The organism is Micromonospora sp. NPDC048170 (genome assembly GCF_040652795.1).
Taxonomy (GTDB): Bacteria; Actinomycetota; Actinomycetes; order Mycobacteriales; family Micromonosporaceae; genus Micromonospora.
This window is the reverse complement of the sequence record NZ_JBEZMR010000010.1, coordinates 166,539-183,371: the sequence shown is the minus strand read 5'-3', so window position 1 is coordinate 183,371 and position 16,833 is coordinate 166,539. Positions and strand designations below refer to the sequence as shown.

10 protein-coding genes and 1 tRNA gene are annotated in these 16,833 nt (G+C 66.6%); 9 read left to right on the top strand and 2 right to left on the bottom strand.

Annotated elements, in window-relative coordinates:
• Positions 1-124: 124 nt before the first annotated feature.
• From AB0D32_RS16380 to AB0D32_RS16365, 4 genes are all read left to right on the top strand, one after another.
• Positions 125-208 (top strand) — tRNA-Leu (locus tag AB0D32_RS16380).
• Between the two features lie 331 nt (positions 209-539).
• Positions 540-824, top strand: a complete 285-nt coding sequence (locus AB0D32_RS16375) for an AbrB/MazE/SpoVT family DNA-binding domain-containing protein (RefSeq protein ID WP_357090333.1) — start codon at positions 540-542, stop codon at positions 822-824.
• Complete coding sequence (locus AB0D32_RS16370) at positions 817-1,836, top strand: site-specific integrase (protein WP_357090331.1); 1,020 nt, start codon at positions 817-819, stop codon at positions 1,834-1,836. The genes AB0D32_RS16375 and AB0D32_RS16370 overlap by 8 nt, the downstream gene beginning before the upstream one ends.
• 337 nt (positions 1,837-2,173) lie before the next feature.
• Positions 2,174-2,446, top strand: a complete 273-nt coding sequence (locus AB0D32_RS16365) for a hypothetical protein (RefSeq protein WP_357090329.1) — start codon at positions 2,174-2,176, stop codon at positions 2,444-2,446.
• Between the two features lie 54 nt (positions 2,447-2,500).
• Here the strand turns inward: AB0D32_RS16365 and lexA are convergent, their stop codons facing one another.
• Entirely contained in the window at positions 2,501-3,151 is a 651-nt protein-coding gene (gene lexA, locus AB0D32_RS16360) for a transcriptional repressor LexA (RefSeq protein ID WP_357090327.1), read from the bottom strand.
• Positions 3,152-3,587: 436 nt separating this feature from the next.
• Positions 3,588-4,208 (bottom strand): hypothetical protein, encoded by a 621-nt coding sequence (locus tag AB0D32_RS16355; protein ID WP_357090325.1) that lies wholly within the window; start codon positions 4,206-4,208, stop codon positions 3,588-3,590.
• Between the two features lie 342 nt (positions 4,209-4,550).
• Here AB0D32_RS16355 and AB0D32_RS16350 point away from each other — a divergent pair, with 342 nt between their 5' ends.
• The 5 genes from AB0D32_RS16350 to AB0D32_RS16330 all read left to right on the top strand — a co-directional run bounded on the left by AB0D32_RS16350 (position 4,551) and on the right by AB0D32_RS16330 (position 16,663).
• The gene (locus AB0D32_RS16350) at positions 4,551-6,815 is read left to right on the top strand and encodes a DUF4365 domain-containing protein (protein ID WP_357090323.1); all 2,265 of its coding nucleotides are present in this window, start codon (positions 4,551-4,553) and stop codon (positions 6,813-6,815) included.
• 621 nt (positions 6,816-7,436) lie between these two features.
• A complete protein-coding gene (locus tag AB0D32_RS16345) occupies positions 7,437-8,948 on the top strand; it encodes a DUF2397 family protein (protein ID WP_357090321.1) in 1,512 nt (503 codons plus the stop codon).
• Positions 8,945-10,258 carry a DUF2398 family protein gene (locus AB0D32_RS16340; protein ID WP_357090319.1) on the top strand — a complete coding sequence of 438 codons (1,314 nt, stop codon included), beginning with the start codon at positions 8,945-8,947 and terminating at the stop codon, positions 10,256-10,258. The genes AB0D32_RS16345 and AB0D32_RS16340 overlap by 4 nt, the downstream gene beginning before the upstream one ends.
• Complete coding sequence (locus AB0D32_RS16335; RefSeq protein WP_357090317.1) at positions 10,242-15,485, top strand: SbcC/MukB-like Walker B domain-containing protein; 5,244 nt, start codon at positions 10,242-10,244, stop codon at positions 15,483-15,485. Before AB0D32_RS16340 ends, AB0D32_RS16335 begins: the two co-directional genes overlap by 17 nt.
• Positions 15,482-16,663: a DUF2399 domain-containing protein gene (locus tag AB0D32_RS16330; protein WP_357090315.1), complete on the top strand. Its 1,182-nt coding sequence runs from the start codon at positions 15,482-15,484 to the stop codon at positions 16,661-16,663. The genes AB0D32_RS16335 and AB0D32_RS16330 overlap by 4 nt, the downstream gene beginning before the upstream one ends.
• The last annotated feature ends 170 nt before the right edge of the window (positions 16,664-16,833 follow it).

Genomic DNA, 16,833 nt, shown 5'->3' with positions numbered 1-16,833 from the left:
CTACCGGCTGGAAGCTGATGTGCATGATCCACCCGGGGCGTGTACAGTAACTCCCCGTGCGGCCCACCAGGGCGGCCGACGGGTGAAAGGTCACGTCGGTCGACACGGTAGGCTGGACGAGTAGGTCCGGGTGGCGGAATGGCAGACGCGCTAGCTTGAGGTGCTAGTGCCCGTATAGGGCGTGGGGGTTCAAGTCCCCCCTCGGACACGAGTATCTTTCATTTGTGCACAATATGACGTAGCGGTGGTCAAGTATGCTTGACCACCGCCGAAGCTCCTACGACACAGCCGCCGGCGCTGCCCCTCGTGGCAGGCCTCCCGGAGCGAGAGCTGCGACAACACACGCCAGCTCGGCTGTCATCCCCGCTGTGGCCCTGCCTGGTCAGCAGACCAGCGCACGTGGTGCTCCTGGTCTTCCTGCCGCAGCGATGAGGCGACCTCCGCTACCGCTTCCAACCCTCGCCGCCACTCGTAGTCGCCTGGCTGTCTACGGGCTGGTCACGCTGAATGCGCACGGCCGGATCGCTGATCGGTCGGCGATGAAGGTGCTCCAGTGGGTGCCCGGACTGCGATTGAGCATCAGAGAGCGCCACGGGTTGATTGTGGTATCCGCGGATCCACAAGGCGTCTTCAAGGTGGCCAAGGAAGGGCATGTCCGGCTGCCGGCGGTGGTTCGCCAGTGGTGCGGCCTCGCCGCCGGTGACCGCGTATTCATCGTGGCTGAACCGGCCAGCGGACGGCTGGTAGTTCACCCGCCGGCGAAGCTCGACGAGTTGATTACCCAGGCTCACGATGCGGTGTTCGGGGGCGGCGAGCATGGGTGATGCGTCGGCGAATCGTGCTGAGTTGGATGCGGCTCGGCTGCTACTTGCTCGGATGGGTATTTCGCCTGCTGAGCTGTTGGACGCTGCGGTGGCTCGGCCTCCGTCGCCGACCTTCGCCGAGTACGTCCCGGTGGTGGCGGCTGCGGTCACGGCGGGGACGCGGCGTGCCTACGGCTCCTATTGGAAGCGGGTGGTGGAGAGATGGGGAAAGCGAAGACTGGACGAGCCCACTCCATCGGAGATCGAGCAGTTGGCGGAGTACGTCAAGACGCATGTGGTGGCTCGGCGGAACGCCCGTGGAGGTCGAAGCGCGGCGGAGCATCTGATTGCCGCCTTGCGGTGTCTCTACAAGAGGGCAGTCGCTGATGGGTTCATCATGGCGTCGGAGAACCCTGCGATGAAGGTGGCGAAGCCGCGACGTCTGCCGAGCACGCGGCGGGCGGTGGCGGATAACCGGCTGGCCGAGATCAATGAGGTTGCAGCCAGCACGGGCGATGATCCGGCGCTCGACACCTTGCTTCTGCGGTTGCACACCGAGACGGCGTGTCGACGCGGTGGCGCGTTGGCTCTTCGTCCGGCCGATCTGGATCCTGATCAATGTTTGATCCTGCTGCGAGAGAAGGGGGACTCTAGGCGGTGGCAACCGGTGTCTCCGACGCTGATGCGGTACCTGCAGCGGCATGCTGAGGAGCGGGGCGCGCCGGAGACGGGGCAACTGCTGCGCTATCGGAGTGGCCAGCCCATCACATACCGACGTTATGACCATCTGTGGGTGCGGATCGGCGAGCACCTGCCGTGGGTTTACACGCAACAGATCAGCACACACTGGTTGCGTCACACCACGCTGACCTGGGTGGAAAGAAACTTTGGCTACGGCGTCGCACGAGCCTACGCCGGTCATTCGGAAGGCGGTAGTGATGCTGGCACTACAGCCTCCTACGTGCGGGCGACTATGCAGGAGATTGCCGCAGCGTTGTCGGCTCTCACCAATGAGCCGCATCCCCTGAGTTAGTTGTGCGGTGGGACCTGGCCTTGCGGGGTTGGGTCCCCCGCCCCCCGCCCCGTGCGGCGGGATTAGCAGAACCTCATGGCGGACAATACTGCCGGGGCCGGTCCCTCGTCGGGACCCGCTGGCCGATCCACCACGAGAAGGTGCGTGCACTTTTACGTCATCTACTCGGTCGACATCGACGGCGAACTCGCTCAGCTCGACACCGGCCGGTATCCCTCGTGCCGGGCGGCCAGGGCGGGCAAGACCTGGCAACAGCCCGGCTCGGCCACGGCGGTAGGGCTGTCCGCTGCTGCCAGCGAGCCCCCGCAGCAGGGATCGCGTCGGGCATACTTTCTTGATGTCCTATTCGGAGCGTGATGTGACCGGCTGGTCCGAGGCTGTGGCGAACTTGCACGGCAGTACCGCGCAGGACGAGGGTGACGTGCGGCGGGCCTACGAGGCGATGGCCAACGTGTGGTCGGCCTACGGCTACCAGGACGCGCCGACCGAGGTCCTGAGAATGCTTATCGACGCCACCGAGGTTGGATACATGGCCGCCTTGAACGACATCCGCAGCGGCGACCTCGACGATGAGATCACGATGTGGCGCCCGGGCCTGGCTGAGCAGTAAGCCCAGGCGAGTCACCGTGCTGCCGACGGTAGGTCGTGGCGGTGATCGTCGGGATCATGGGCGGTGCAGGACGCAGATGACCTTGCCGAGGATCGTCGCGTGATCGCCGGGCAGTACCAGGTAGCGGGGGTTGTGGGGGACGAGTTCGATGCGACCGTCGCGGGTTCGGTACTGCTTGACGGTGGCTTCCCCGTCGAGCATGGCGGCGACGATGTCGCCGTTGTCGGCGACCGTTTGCTGGCGTACCACGATGATGTCGTTGTCGGCGATGGCCGCTTCGATCATGGAGTCGCCTCGTACCCGCAGCGCGAACAGCGTGCCCCGGCCGACCAGATCGGCGGGCAGGGCCAGTACTTCCTCGACGTGCTCCTCGGCGAGAATCGGCGTTCCGGCGGCGATGGCTCCCAGCAGAGGCACGGCGGTTGCGCGCGGGGCTTCCGACTTCACCGGCGGGTCGTCGCCGAGCAGGGGGCGGGCGTCGACCGCTCGGGGCCCGCCAGGGGCCCGTCGGATCAGGCCGTGGTGGGTGAGGGTCTTCAGGTGATGCGCCACCGACGAGGGGGAACCGAGCCCGACGGCCGCACCGATCTCCCGCACCGTCGGCGGGTAGCCATGCCGCTGAACCCAACCACGGATCACGTCGAGGATCTGCCGTTGCCGGGCAGTCAACGACACCGGATCGGGCGGCACGTCAGGAGCGGTCACCCCAGGACGATATCGCGAGCTTCGAACGAATGTGCTAAATGGGTGCGCGGGGCGCGTCTCGCGTGTGTCTTCGAGACGTGGCCGGCGCCTGGCGCATCCCGGCTTGATTACGTTGGGCAGGGCGACTACGGGGGGAGCCGCCCTGCCCAACGATGCCGTCACGGTAGACCTGGCCATTGGCGCAGGACAACCCCAAGGTCGGCCCCACGCCGGCGCCTGTGCGATTCGGATCAATCCCGACCGGGTGTTCCACTGCACTGGCCGTCCAGCACCGTCACAAGTCAACAGCCCGGCGGCGTTCAGCGTGCAGGCGAGCGCCTGGTGGACCGGATGGTTCGGGTGCGGCGACCGAGGTCTTGCAAGAACGCCAGTCCGGTATCGCGGAATGTGTCGGGAGCAGTGTCGGTCGTCGCATTATCTAAAGCCGGCGGCATGGTCACTCCGGCGGGAGGATCTTCAGGTCGGCGTTCATGCGGGTGGCGACGTCGGCGTCGAGTTGCGGCCCGTGGGCGAAGGTCCAGCCACCGTCGCGGATGTTGGTGATGGTCTGAGTAAGAGCGCGTCGTGCGTACACGACGCTTTCGTCGTTCCAGAGCACGGCGGTGCCCTGTGCGGTGGTGTGGCTGTTGGTCACGGCTTCGCCGAGCAGGGTCAGGCAGTTGCTGGCGTCGTCGAGGACACCGACGGCCTCCCACTTGTCGCGACGTCCTGTCGTTAGCCGGTCGTGGTTGAGGCTGACGCATCGCACCGCTTGGGCGAGCGACGCGATGAGCCGGCCGGTGTCCTCCAGCTTGATCACTGCGGGGGAAGCGTCGGCCACTTCGCGTTTCTGCGCGTCGTCCGCCTGCTTGAGGCGGGTCACGAGGTCGGCGAGGTCGACGTTCGCAAGATGGGACCGTACGTAGGTCTCCTCGCGGATGCCGAGGGTGGCGGCGGTGGTGGTGACAAGGTCGGCGAGGATGTCCTGCGCGGTGACCGCCGGGATGTCCAGGCCGCGATGGCAGCCTTCCTCGCGCAGCCGCTCGACCGCTTCCTGGAATTTGGTCATCCGACGCACGCGTCCTCCTGTGGTGGCCCTCCATCCGCACGATAGCCGGCCGGCGCATGGGCAACTCGGAAAGCGGTCTGTCCACGGGACGGATCTGGTGACCGAGCCAGGTTGAGGCAGGCGTGTCCGCATGAGCCTGTGTCGCGGAGTCGGGGCGGGCTGTCGCATAGGGATAATGCCGGGGTCGCCTGTCGAAGGGGCTCCGAGAACGGGCGGCGATGTCGGCCTCGGCCTGGTAACCGAGACGGTGACGGGGGCGGCCCGTGTGAACGGGGCGGTGAAGCCGACGAGGCAAACGGTGACAGCCGGCCAGGCGCGCACGGCCGGCGACGTGGCGGATGGGGTTGCAGGGTGAAGACGTCGTCGTTGGGGATGGAGCGCCGCGGCGTTGCCGAGGTGCAACTCGCGTTCACCAATCTGACCTGGGCGTTTCGGGAGCAGCGCGAGGCGGATCAGGGTATCGATGCTCATGTCGAGGTCGATGGTCTGACCACAAACCCCACCGGCCGGTACATAGCCGTTCAGATCAAATGCGGGCCCACGTTCTTCAAACGCAGGACGCGGATCGGCTGGCGCTTTACTGGAGAGCCTCGGCACCTCACGTACTGGCTGGCCAACCTGATGCCCGTGGTGCTCGTCATCGTCGACCCGGAGACCCGAGTCGGCTACTGGGTTCAGATCACCGCCGACGCGGTGCGCGAGACCGACCGCGGCTGGTCGATCGAGGTGCCGTCCGCGAACGTACTCGACGCGTCATCGCGTGACACCCTGCGTGACATCGCGTTCGCCGCTCCTTCGGCCAACCCGGATCCTGTCGCGGAGGTTCTGCCGCTGCTGCCACCTTCCACGGTGGAGATGCTGTCGGGTCTTAGCCAGGTCGACCCTGACGGTGCGCGGCGCCTCGCGCGGATGCTCAGCGGAGGCCGTGACGACCCGAGGGCGGTCGTGGAGCCGCTCCTTGCCATGAGCCGGGGCTGGGTTCACGCGACAATGGCGCGGCTTGCGACCGTCGGGGCGTATGCCAACGACCACGGCCACCAGGACCTGGCGATGGAAGCGTTCGCGTTGGCGGCCGAACGGGATCCGGAGAACCAGCCGCGGCTGCGTGGCATCGCGGCGATCATGGCCATCACTGCCGGGGACAGGAGCCAAGCCGCCGGCCTTCTCCGTCCCGTCCAGGGTCTGCAACGGGCAGGGACAAACTTGCTCATGGAGGTCGCCGTCTGCGCCCTCGAAGCCGATGAATCAGGCAGGGATGACCTGCTGGAAAAACTACTTATCGATCGGTCCGACGGTGAGCTCGATGCGGAGCCCACCTGCCTGTTGTTCCTCGCGGAGCGCGCTGCCGGCCGGGGCAACTTCGACCAAGCGCTGGCCTTGTATGACCGCGTCTGCGAACGGCAACCGACCAGCACCGGTGGCAGGCTCGGCCGGGCCAGGGCGCTCATGGAGCGCCTGCTGCGCGGCGCCACGGCGCTACCGTTTCAAGATCAGCAGGAGGTGGTAGCGCTCGCCACGTCCGTCAGGGACGACCTACGGCGATGGGCTGGACCCAGCGAGACCGTACATCGGCTCCTCGTACAGGAGCGCATGCTCGCCGGCGCGTTCACGGAGGTCATCGAACTGGCCACGCCCACCGCATTCGGCGGCCAAGCAAACGACCGCGAAGCGGGCGACCCCGTCGTCGCGATAGTAGGCGCCCAAGCCAGCATCGCCCTGGACGACCGCATTCGCGCCGTCCGGTTCGGCGACGCCATGCGCGGCACACCCGCCGAGCCACTGATCCGCGCGCTCGCTGCGGACCCGCGCCAGCCCGCCACGGCTACGATCGCCATGTGGCGTATCGCGCTCGACAACGCGGACACCCCGCTCGCGGCCAGGATCTGCCTGAACCAACTCGCCTCCAGAGGCGCCCTCGATACAACGAACCTCGACCGCGTGGCGGTGTTGGCGAATCTCGACGACGGCGATCGTGTCGCTTACACCGCACGCAACGCCGCTGGTAGCGGTGACCACGACGGAGCTGTCACGCTGCTGCGGTCTGCCTGGTCACCCGCTGCGGGAGAGTTGCTGATCGAGATCCTTCGTGAGGCGCGACGCTACGACGAGGCCCTCGCCGTGTGCGAAGAAATCTGGACAGGATACGGGGCGCTCAAGGCGCCCCAGGAGAAAGTCAACATCCTGGCTATCCGAGGCGACCTCGACGCCGCCGACGAATGCGCCAAGGATCTCCTCGCCACCGGCGAACTCGCAACCGAGCACCGCAAAGCCCTGCATCGCCGCCTCATAGAGCGCAGAGCCACGCGAAACGACTGGGCTGGCGTAGAAGCGTGCTGCCGGGCAGCACTCAAAGACGAACCCACCAACCATGATCACGCATGGGCGTTGATCATCTCCCAACTCAACCAGAACCGATGGGACGCGGCGTGGACGTCATACCGCCACCTGCGACCCGACGTCATCGATCCAGGCATCATCTCCGCCTGGGTCGACCTGCACCTACGCTTCGACAACACGCCACAAGCCAGAGCCACCGCCGCGACGCTGGCCAGCCGCTTCGCGCACGAGCCGCACACACTCGCCCTACTCGAAAGGCTCAACAACCCGGCACCGTAACGACTCCGCGCACCCGCGCCGCCCTCCCCTCAACGCAGCCGTGAGTGGATGGCCCTACCGGAGGCCCCGTCAGCCTGCCTTCGCGCCCCGTCGGGCAGACCGATCAACTATCGCGGCCGAAGCACCACAGCGAAGACGATCTCCGCGAACCGCCGTCCGCGCGATCCCACCGCTGGCCCTGCCCGTCGCCGCCCTGCGGCCAGCCAACGGACACCTGGGTCGGGATCGGCCGCACAGGGAAGGTAGACCGTTGCCCGCCGAGGTCGAGCGCCTGGCCCGGCCTCGGACCTCGACCTCCAAGTCGTAGTACCGCAACCGCCCGCGCCATTCGCCCAGGCCAGCCAAACGGCGTGCGCTGCCCGGCTCTCCCGTTTACATCGCCGGAGGGAAGAAGAGGGTCGAGTGTCATCACCGACGGCGCCAGCCCTCTGCACGACCTAACCAAGGCTCTCGCCGAGTTGCTCGATTCCTGCCAGGTCGAGCGATGCCAGAGCGCTACGACATTGTCGCCGATTCAGGCTGCGTGATCCACTCTTGCCGAACAAATGTACGAAGGGCGGATTTTGTCGCACCCATCTGTAAGCATCCACTGTATTGATGGTCGCGCGCTAAGGGGGGATGATGCGAACCGATTGGTGGCGGGCTATCGAGCCGGACATGTGGCGGTTCGTCGGCGAACCGCTGGGTAACGCCCGCGAGGACTACGCCGCTGTTCTCTCCGCTTTGCTGCGATTGAGCGGCACAGCGCCGCTGTCAACGATGCGCGACATCGCGGAGCAGATGACGCGGGATGGCTACGGCGAGCCTATGCCCGCCGACCTTCTCCGAAGCCGGCTCGATGAGCTGGTCCAGATGCGTCTGGTACTGCCGTTCTTGAGCCCGACGGCATCGCGAGAGGACCTCCGCGACGGCCACCGCCGTCAGGAGGCGTGGGCGTTGAGCAAGAAGGGCCGCATCATTGTCCGGTCGGTCCGCGACGCGATCAACGACCTCGATCGGGTGCTTGCGCTGCCCCCGCGGCTAATCGACTCAATCCAGGACACGCTACGTCAGCTCCTTCTTCACCTCGACAAGGAGCCCATGCGGGTCGCCCTGGACATCGCCGCCGTGCGGTCGCAGGTCGGTCAGCTGCTTAACGCAGCCGGCGACTACTACGAGGCGATGCGCATGCTGAATCAGCATGACGTCACCGACGATGAGGTCTTCGGCGAGAGCCGGACGCGCATCATGGTGGTGCTGCGGCAGTTCGTGCAGCACACTCAGACAGCGCTCGCGCCGTTGAGGCGCAGCCTCGAGGCTATCCGGGTGGAAGGCTACGCCGTTATCGCTGAAACAGGCGCATCCGGCGCGGGCGCCGTCGAAATGGGCGACACGGCGGCGTGGATCGACGACGCTGTGACGCACTTGGAGAGCCTCGACGCGTGGTTCACGCCCGGCGGCAACATCGACAAGATCATCGACTCGGCCATGTATGCAATCGATGCCCTGCTCTCGGCCATCACCCGCCGCTACCATGCCTCCAACCGCACCAGCGATCTCGCGGCGGACTTCCGGCAGCTGGCGCTGATGATCCACGCCCAAGGCGCCGACGCCGACGCCTACGCCGTTTTCGCCGCCGCCACCGGGATGTGGGCAGCCCAACACCCAAAGGTCTCTCATGAGGACGACGACATCCTGCCGGCAGTCACCGTCGCCGCCGGGCCCAGCGTCAACGTTTCTGTGAGCCTCCGCAGTCGCGCCCCCAGCACATCGACGCCACGGACCGCCCACCGGATGGAAAACCTGGCGCTGTCGCGCGAGGCGGAGGAGCAGGCTGCCCTGGCAGAGATGGCCAGGCTCGCCGAGCTGTCCGAAGGCCTGTTAACGCCGGGCCAAGTGGGCCTGACCCACTTCGCTGGCATCGACAGCGCCCATTTGCAGGTACTGATCGACTTGCTGGAGGAAGCCATGGACAGCTACGACGCCGACCTAGGGTATGGGGAAGCGCTCACCCTGCGGTGCCGCATGCGACTCAAACCAGGCCGTATCGGCAGGGTGACCACCGTCCAGACCGCCGAGGGCAGCCTCACCGCGCCCGACGTCTGGATCGAGATCTCTCCCGTCGTCGCCGATTCGACCAGGTTGCATCGATGACCGCCCTCGACGAGTTCCTTCTTGAGCCCCGTGAGGACAGACTGGCCAGCCTCGCGCCGGTCATCCCGGCGCTTCTGCGAAAGCCCTTCCTGACCGAGGAGACGGAACCGGAATTGTTCCGAGCAGCCCGGGCCCGCGAGGACGACCTGCGGCAGTGGTTCCACGCGACCCTGGGATGGCGGGTAAGGATTTCCAACCTCGGGCGGTACGTGCGGCTCTTCAAACGGCGTCACCAACCGCCGCAGGACCGCAGCTGCCTGCCGCGCGAAGGCGCAGGCAAGATATCCGTGCTGGTCCTCACTCTGCTGTGCCTGATCGCTGAACAGCTCTGGCGGCGTCCCGAGATCACCTTCGGCGATCTGCAGCGAGAAGTGATCCGCACGTGCGCGGCAGAATCCGGCGCCGGCAGGCTACCGGCGTTCCAGGTCGTCACACAGGCCGGAGAGCCGCGTGCCAAGGCCGAGCAACACCGGCGAGCGTTCGTCGACGCGTGTGAGCTGCTGCGCGAGTGGGGCTTCATCACCAGCGACGGCCCGTTGACGGCCGCCGGCACAGATGCCGGCAACGACATCGTGATCACCTGTAACCCTGAACGACTCAACGATTTACTGGCAGCGCCAGCCATCTCCCAACTGCAGATCGACCTGAGCCAGCCGCACACACACGTCGCCAAGCTGTGCGAGGACCAGGCCGCCCTTCCCGACCACGCCTCGGAGAACCAGCGTGACCTGCAGCGGCGGCACCGCGCGCTCCGCGCGGTGATAGACGATGCCGTAGTGCCTCTCGGGGGCGACGGCATCGAGGCCACCTATCTCGCCTCGCCGGGTGGCCGCCGCCAGGCTGTTCAAGCCGCGATGGTCGCCGGGCTGACCTGCGTGGTGCGCCGAGATCTGTGGCTGACCGCCGATTCCGGCCGCCGCAGCACGGACCTCGACTTCCCTCAACCCCACTCCATCCCGGGCCAAGCCGCCCTGCTTATCGTGCAGTGGCTGAACACCGGCGGGGCGCCGCAGCCGCTGACCGAGGATGCCTGCCAGGCAGTCATCGCCGAGGCCAAGGCAGACCAGCCCGAGTGGGCCAAGTCCTTCCGATCGAACGCCGCGCTCCAGACTCTGACCCAGGAAGCCCTCGCAAGCCTCGTCGCCGCCGGGATCCTCATCCGAACCAGCGACCGGCCGCCCGCCTGGACCACCACCGGCGCACACGGCCACTGGCGGGTGCGCGTCGCTACCCCCGACCGCCGCGGCGAGCTACCCCTGACCGACGACGCTCTCTTCGACCAGGACGGCAAGCATGAGCAAGTCCATTGATCAGCCCGCGAACGTCACCCTGTTCGACGCGGGATTCGGCGCCACGCACGCTCTCACCGTTGACGCCCTTCCCGCTGCAGTCGGACGCTGGCAGCCGGTGCGCGCTGGCGTCGTCAACTCCTGGGCCTGGGTTGATGAGCAGTTCCTGTTCCACAACGGCTGGTGCGCCCTCGTCGGGCCCAACGGCTCTGGTAAGTCGCTGACCAGCGGTCAGTGGTTTCCCACCATGATCGACGGCGACACTAGCCCGGCGGCCCTGTCCATGTCGCAGCGGGGATCCGGCAACCTGGCTGACCGCCACCACAACCGGACGCCGGGCCGAGAGAAAACCGGGGTGTGGTGGCTCGAGTTCGGGTTCCGGGCCCCCGACGGCGAGTTGCGGTGGACGACGCTCGGGTTGTGGATCCGCTGGCGCGGCGACAAAGCGGGGACACTTGACCGCGCCTGGTTCACCGTGCCGGGCCGTGTCGGCGCCGACCTGCACTTACACACCGACAACACGCCACTGGACTTCGAGGGGCTGTGTGAGCAACTCGCCACCTGCCAGGGGCAAATCTTCATCAAGTCGGCTTTGCACCGAGCGGCAAGCCGGTACCTGACCGTCAACGACGAACCAGCCTATGCCGAGGCGGTGCGCACAGAACTCTTTCCCGGTACGGATCGCGACCAGATGACAGCGCTGACCACCGTCCTACGGGCGCTTCGTAGCGTGCGGGTCAACGACCGTATGACGGCCGCCGAGATGCATGCCCTGCTGACCACCGCCCTGCCCGCGCTGCCCACCCGGTACGTCGAGCTGCTGGCCAAGAACCTGGCCCAGTCCGACGACCTTCTCGGCAAGGCCAACACCGCTAGGCGGGAACATGAGCTGCTGACGAGGCTGTCGGACCTCTACCGCGGATATGCCGATACCGCAGCCGCGACCACTGGCCACCACGTGCTGGCGGCAGCCAACGAGGCGAAACGGATTGAGAGCGCGGTCGAGAAACTGACCCGCGATAGGGCGACGAACGAGCGCCGCATGCGGGAGGCCACAGCCGCAAAGCATGAAGCCGCACAGCGCCTGGAGGAACTCAAAGTCACGGGCGACTTGCTGCGACGCCGTACGGAGGGCCACCCCGGAAGTCACCTACCCGAGCTCGCCGCCGCAGTCGAAGCGGCGCAGGAGACGGCGACGGTGGCCACGAAGATCGCTGGCGAACGTCGTTCGGAGGCCGACAGCGCAACGAGAAAAGAACACGAAACGGCAGAGACCTTCGCAAGCGCCGGCCACCAGCTGGCCACCATCACCGCTACGTTGCGCGACCAATCCGAGCGAGTAGCCGCCGACGCCTTCTGCGGCCCCTTCGACGCCGCTACCGGCGCACTGACCGCCGACCTTGATGAAGTCACCAACCTGACAGAGCCTGACCTGCAGACTCTCGGCGAACCCATCAGAACCTGGGTCCCTCACCGCGAAGCGATCATCGAAAAGACACGTCTTGCCCTCGGCAACCTCACCGTTCGAGAGGAGACCGAAGCAGAGGCCGGTGACAGACATGCCGCAGCGCTGGATGAGAGGGACGCGGCGGGGCACAATCTCCGCACCCACCAGGATGAGGTGAGCCGGCATCACGACAACGCTGTCGCACGGTTGCGGGCCTTCGACGAGGAACACGCCGCAGTGCTCGGCCCTGTACCGGTGCAGGTTCTGGCCTCGGTGCCCCTCGAACCCGACGCGATCGAGGAGTGGTTGGACCGGGCCCTCCACACCGCGATCACCAGCATTGATCTCGCCGGCGCGACCGCAGCAGCCCGCAGAGCCACTGACATCGCAGAACAGGCGACAGTACGCCTCCGTGAAGCCCAGTCGGCCATCGAGCGGGCCACCGCCACAACGCGGCAAGCAGCAGATCACCTCGGGGACACCGTCGCGCGTATGCCTCGGCCGCCGCATGCCGTGATCCAGTGGGTCGCCACACTTCGCGAGGTCGATACCGACGACGTCAGCGCCTCGTTCGACGCGCTGCCGCAGTGCGACGCAGCCGTGCAGGACGCAACCGAACGAGGGGAGGCGCTACTCGAAGCTGCCGAGAAATTGAACACGGCGCAGCGACTAGACGAGCGCGCCGCTGCCGACGCGCGGGTCGCCGAAGGTGCGGCTGAGCGACTACAACAAGCGAAAGACCTGCACGAACAGCAGGTCGCTCGCCGGGACACTGCCGTCACTGAGTTCCTCCAGCGATTGACCTGGTGGCGAGGATCGCTGCGGGTTCTGACCCTGCAACCACACGAGACACCAGGCGAGGCGGACGCGAGCAACGGCGACCTGTCGGTTTTCCCGGTTCACCTCGCCACCGCCTTTCGCCGCGCCGAGGCCGAGCTACGGCAGGAACTTGAGCCAGCCAAGCAAGCCGCCGCCGAACTCGCGAAGGAACTGAGCGCGCTCGACGCGGACATTGCTGAAGCGGAAACCGAAGAACAAGCCCCGGACGCGCCATGGTGGCGCACCGAGCGCACTGAACGACGCGGCGCACCCCTTTGGACGTTGGTCGAGTTCGCGCCTGACCTCGACGATCAGCAGCGCGCGGACATTGAGGGCGCCCTCCTCGCTGGCGGCATTCTCGATGCGTGGGTCAATGCCGACGCCAGCGCGATCGTCGGCGACTCCCTACTGCGGCCGGGTAGCCCCGCGCCCGGCCGCAGCCTCGCCGATGTCCTCGTCGTCCAGCCCACCGACACCGTCAGCGCCGACCACGTTACCGCCATCCTGCGTCAGATCGCCTACGATGGGCAGCACCAGACCGGCGGCATCGCCATCGTCGGCGAAGAATTTCACACGGACTGGGTCACCGCTGCCGCACCAGCCGACTGGGAGCCGCAGTACATCGGCGCGTCCGCCCGCGCGCAGCGGCGACGGAGACTCCTTGACACTCTGCGCCAGCGCCGCGTACCCCTCGCAGAGAGGGCAAACGAGGCAAAGGTGCGCGTCGCGACGATCGAAGGCCGGATTGAGATGCTGGCCGCCGAGGCAAAACTGCCCGATTTCGACGACCTGATGCGGGAGCGAACCAGGCTGGGAGAAACACAGCACCAGGTCAGCCTCGAACAAGCCGCCCACGAAGCGGCAGCCAAGCGTGCCGGCGCTAGCAGCGACGAGGCGCAGACGGCCAGCCGTACCGCTGCGGAAGCCTGTGACCTGGCATACGCCCCAGCCGACCGCCAGGCCGTGAACCAGGCCAGGACGGCGTGCGCGGCGCTGGTCCAGCAGTTGCACGCCAGCCGCGCCCGGGCGGAGAGCCTCGCCGCAGCATTGGCCGACCGAGCCGGCAGAGCCGAGGAGAAGACGTCGGCCGACCAATCGGCTGCCGCCGCCCGGCAGATGGCCGAGAACGCCCAGCACCGTGACCAGCAAGCGCGTGTCAGCAGAGCGGCGTTGCAACCTTTCGACGAACTGCGGGGCGCCATCGCCAACGTGGGCGAGGCAGCCACCGCGTTCGAGCAGGCCACCGCGGCCGAAGCGGCGGTCCGCAACGAGTTCGAGCGATGCCGATACGAGGTGACGCAGGCTCGGCTCCGGCTGAAGGCCGCCGCGACGACCAAGGACGGACGCCAGCTTCCGACGCAGGAACAGCAACTCGACGAATTCGCCCGAGGCGTTCGGCAGCTCGACAGAACGGTGAATGCGTGGATGACCAATGCTCAGCGGCTGTTCTATTGCCGACAGGCCGCCCAGACGGCGCGAGCTTCCGCCGGCATCGCGTCGCAACGGGCAGCGACGGCAGCCGAGATCGCGCGGAACAAGCAGGCCCACGCGAAGACCGAGCAACACAGGCTCAACGAGGAGCGCCGGCTGTACGAGAAGGCATTCCAGGACCTGCTCGACGAATACAAGATCAACGGCGAGGAACAAGAGCAGGCACGTGACGCGGTCAGCCGAAACGACGCCGAGGTCCAGTCGACGGCAATGGAGGCAGCCCGCCTTGAGGAACGGGCGCACACGTTGCGGGGCGGTCTTGCTCACGCACACGGCAGCTACGGCAAGGCCCAGGAACGCCTGCTCGAACTCTTCGACTACGACCTGATCCCAGACATCACCGACGGCCACACCTACACGCGACCGAGCGACCCCGCATCCGCGACCGCCGTGGCACGGCGGCTCGTCCAGAATGCCCCTGCGGCAGCCGAGGGCGACCAACTCCGGCCGCGAGCCGCGAAACTCAACCTGGAACTACGCACCCTCGCACCGGTCTTCATCCGTATGGGGCGTTCCGTCACCGAGGAAGAGTTCGGCACAGGCGGCCTGCGCCGTATCGTCGTGGCCGACAGCGATACGGCCCAAGACACAGCCGCCGCCGGGCGCCCCCTACGGCAGGCCGTGACCGACATCGGCCGTCGGCTGCAGTTACTGCAGCGCGACTACGACGAACAACTGCGCACCGAGATCAAGGGGACCCTGTTCACCCAACTGCGCACCGAGGTCATTGCCCGCATCGACCAAGCGAAGCAGATCGTCGTCGGCATCAGCACGACCCTCAAAGACGTGCGCACCGGCGTCGAACGAGTCGGTGTACAACTCGACTGGGTGGAACGCCGCGACGACCCCATCGCCCAAGAAGCACTCAGCCACATCCTAGAAGCCAACCTCGACGGGAATTTCGACGCCATGTACGAGTTCTTTATCGCTCGACTACGCGACGACGTCGGCGACGAGCCTGCATCCGAACGCATCGCCCGCGTTTTCGACTACCGCACCTGGTTCACCTGGCGCGTCGAGGTCACCCACAGCACCTTCTCCAACGAGACGCACCCGGAGGAGGTATTCCGCGAAATCACCCCCCGCAAGAACCCGCTTGATTCGCTGTCAACCGGTGAGAAACGCCTGGCCAGCATGCTGCCACTTCTGGCAGCTGTGAAGTCGTTCTACTCTGCGCCCAACTTCGTCGGCCCCCGCATGGCCTTCATCGACGAACTCGACGCCGCGCTAGACCAAACCAACCTACGTACACTCCTGGCCCTGTTGCGCGAGTGGGACCTCGACGTCCTAGCCACTCTTCCCACCATGGGCAAGCTGCTTGTCCCCGAAATCCAGACGACCAGTATCCACAAAATCGTCAAGAACCCCAGCGGCAACCGGTTCAGCGTGCCCTATATCTGGCGCGGCTCCGGCCTGCCCGACGCCATCCGTATCACCGTCCCCGAACAGCCCGGCCCCTCGGGCATCGACGGCAGAGGCGGACCGCAGTGAGCGACCTGCACGACCCAGAAGTACGACCCCTGTGGCAGGCCATCAGAGACAGGTTCGTCGTCACCGGCGACCTTATGACGATCAAGAGCGTCACCGTCCCGCTGTCCGCCGCTGGTCTGGCCCGGATCAACGGCTGGCTCGCCCGGGCCGGCCCTCGCAAGACGCGGCTGACCATCACCAACAATCGGGTCTCGGTACCCGTTCATCGGGTACTTGCAGCCCTCGGCCCAACCGTTGACCTCGCCAGCATTCTCCGCGACACCGTCGGTATGCCAGAGGTAGTGCAGCCACGTCGACGTATCGCGGCGATGAAATCAGACTTTTGGTCCTACGCGCAGGCGGCGCTGCCGGATACTCCGCATCTCCTGCAGCACCTACGAGCCGGGGGCTTGTCTGAAACCCTGGCTGACGAACGTCTACGCCTCATCAACGCTCTGGCTCGTGCTCGCCAGATCCTCCCACTCGACCGGCCAGTCCCCCTACCCAGAATGTCCTACTACTGCTCCCGCGACCCACACTACTTCGACCTCAACCCGCCCGGCCTGGGCCCCAAACTCGTCTTGCTCGCCGCCGAGATCCTTGGCGAGCCAGTTACCCCCGTGGCACCGAACGAACGCTTCGCTCTGCTCGTCCGCGCCGGCGTCTACCCGGACCGACTGAGCACCACCGTGCTCACCCTCAACATCACGGCCATCGGCGACGGGCCCGTCGACGACGCCCTCCGGGCCGCCGCAGCATGCCGACGCCCCCTGCACCTCAGCCTCTACGACCTCACCGTCTACAGTCCACGCATCTCCAACAAGGCCCCCATCACAGTGGTTGAGAATCCCTCGGTCGTCGAAGAAGCCCTCACCCGCGGATACCAACGCCCCCTCGCCTGCACCTCGGGAGCGCTATCAGCGGTCGACCACCAGTTCCTAACGCAGCTGGCGAGCGACCGTGTGCCGATCCACTACAGCGGAGACTGCGACCCGGCGGGTTCTCTGATTGCGGAGGTCGTGCGGGCGCGCTTCGGCGCAAAGATCATTATGCCCACCGGCGGCAAACTCGCCGTCAATGCGTCGGACGTAGTGGTCTACCAAGAAGACGAGGCCTACCTGGATTTACTCCTCGGGCCGGATCCATCTGACCCGTTCGGCACATCGCTCAGCTCGTGTGGAACTCTGCCGGAAGGATGATTCGGCGGTATCTTCGCAGCGTGACTTATGATGCCCGGTCCGTAGCGTGGCCTGGCAGGCCCCCGGTGCCCGCCAGGCCGGTCGGCTTGGGCCGCTACGTCTTCTCATGCAGTGCGGCCTCGACCGGCGAACTCGAGCAGCCTACTGGCGTAGCGGGGTGGCTCGCTCGG

Excerpts from the sequence above, each read along its gene's own strand:
- AB0D32_RS16375 (WP_357090333.1), top strand. The coding sequence starts at position 540 with ATGAAGGTGCTCCAGTGGGTGCCCGGACTGCGATTGAGCATCAGAGAG.
- AB0D32_RS16370 (WP_357090331.1), top strand. The coding sequence starts at position 817 with ATGGGTGATGCGTCGGCGAATCGTGCTGAGTTGGATGCGGCTCGGCTG.
- AB0D32_RS16340 (WP_357090319.1), top strand. The coding sequence starts at position 8,945 with ATGACCGCCCTCGACGAGTTCCTTCTTGAGCCCCGTGAGGACAGACTG.
- AB0D32_RS16365 (WP_357090329.1), top strand. The coding sequence starts at position 2,174 with ATGTCCTATTCGGAGCGTGATGTGACCGGCTGGTCCGAGGCTGTGGCG.
- AB0D32_RS16345 (WP_357090321.1), top strand. The coding sequence starts at position 7,437 with ATGCGAACCGATTGGTGGCGGGCTATCGAGCCGGACATGTGGCGGTTC.
- AB0D32_RS16335 (WP_357090317.1), top strand. The coding sequence starts at position 10,242 with ATGAGCAAGTCCATTGATCAGCCCGCGAACGTCACCCTGTTCGACGCG.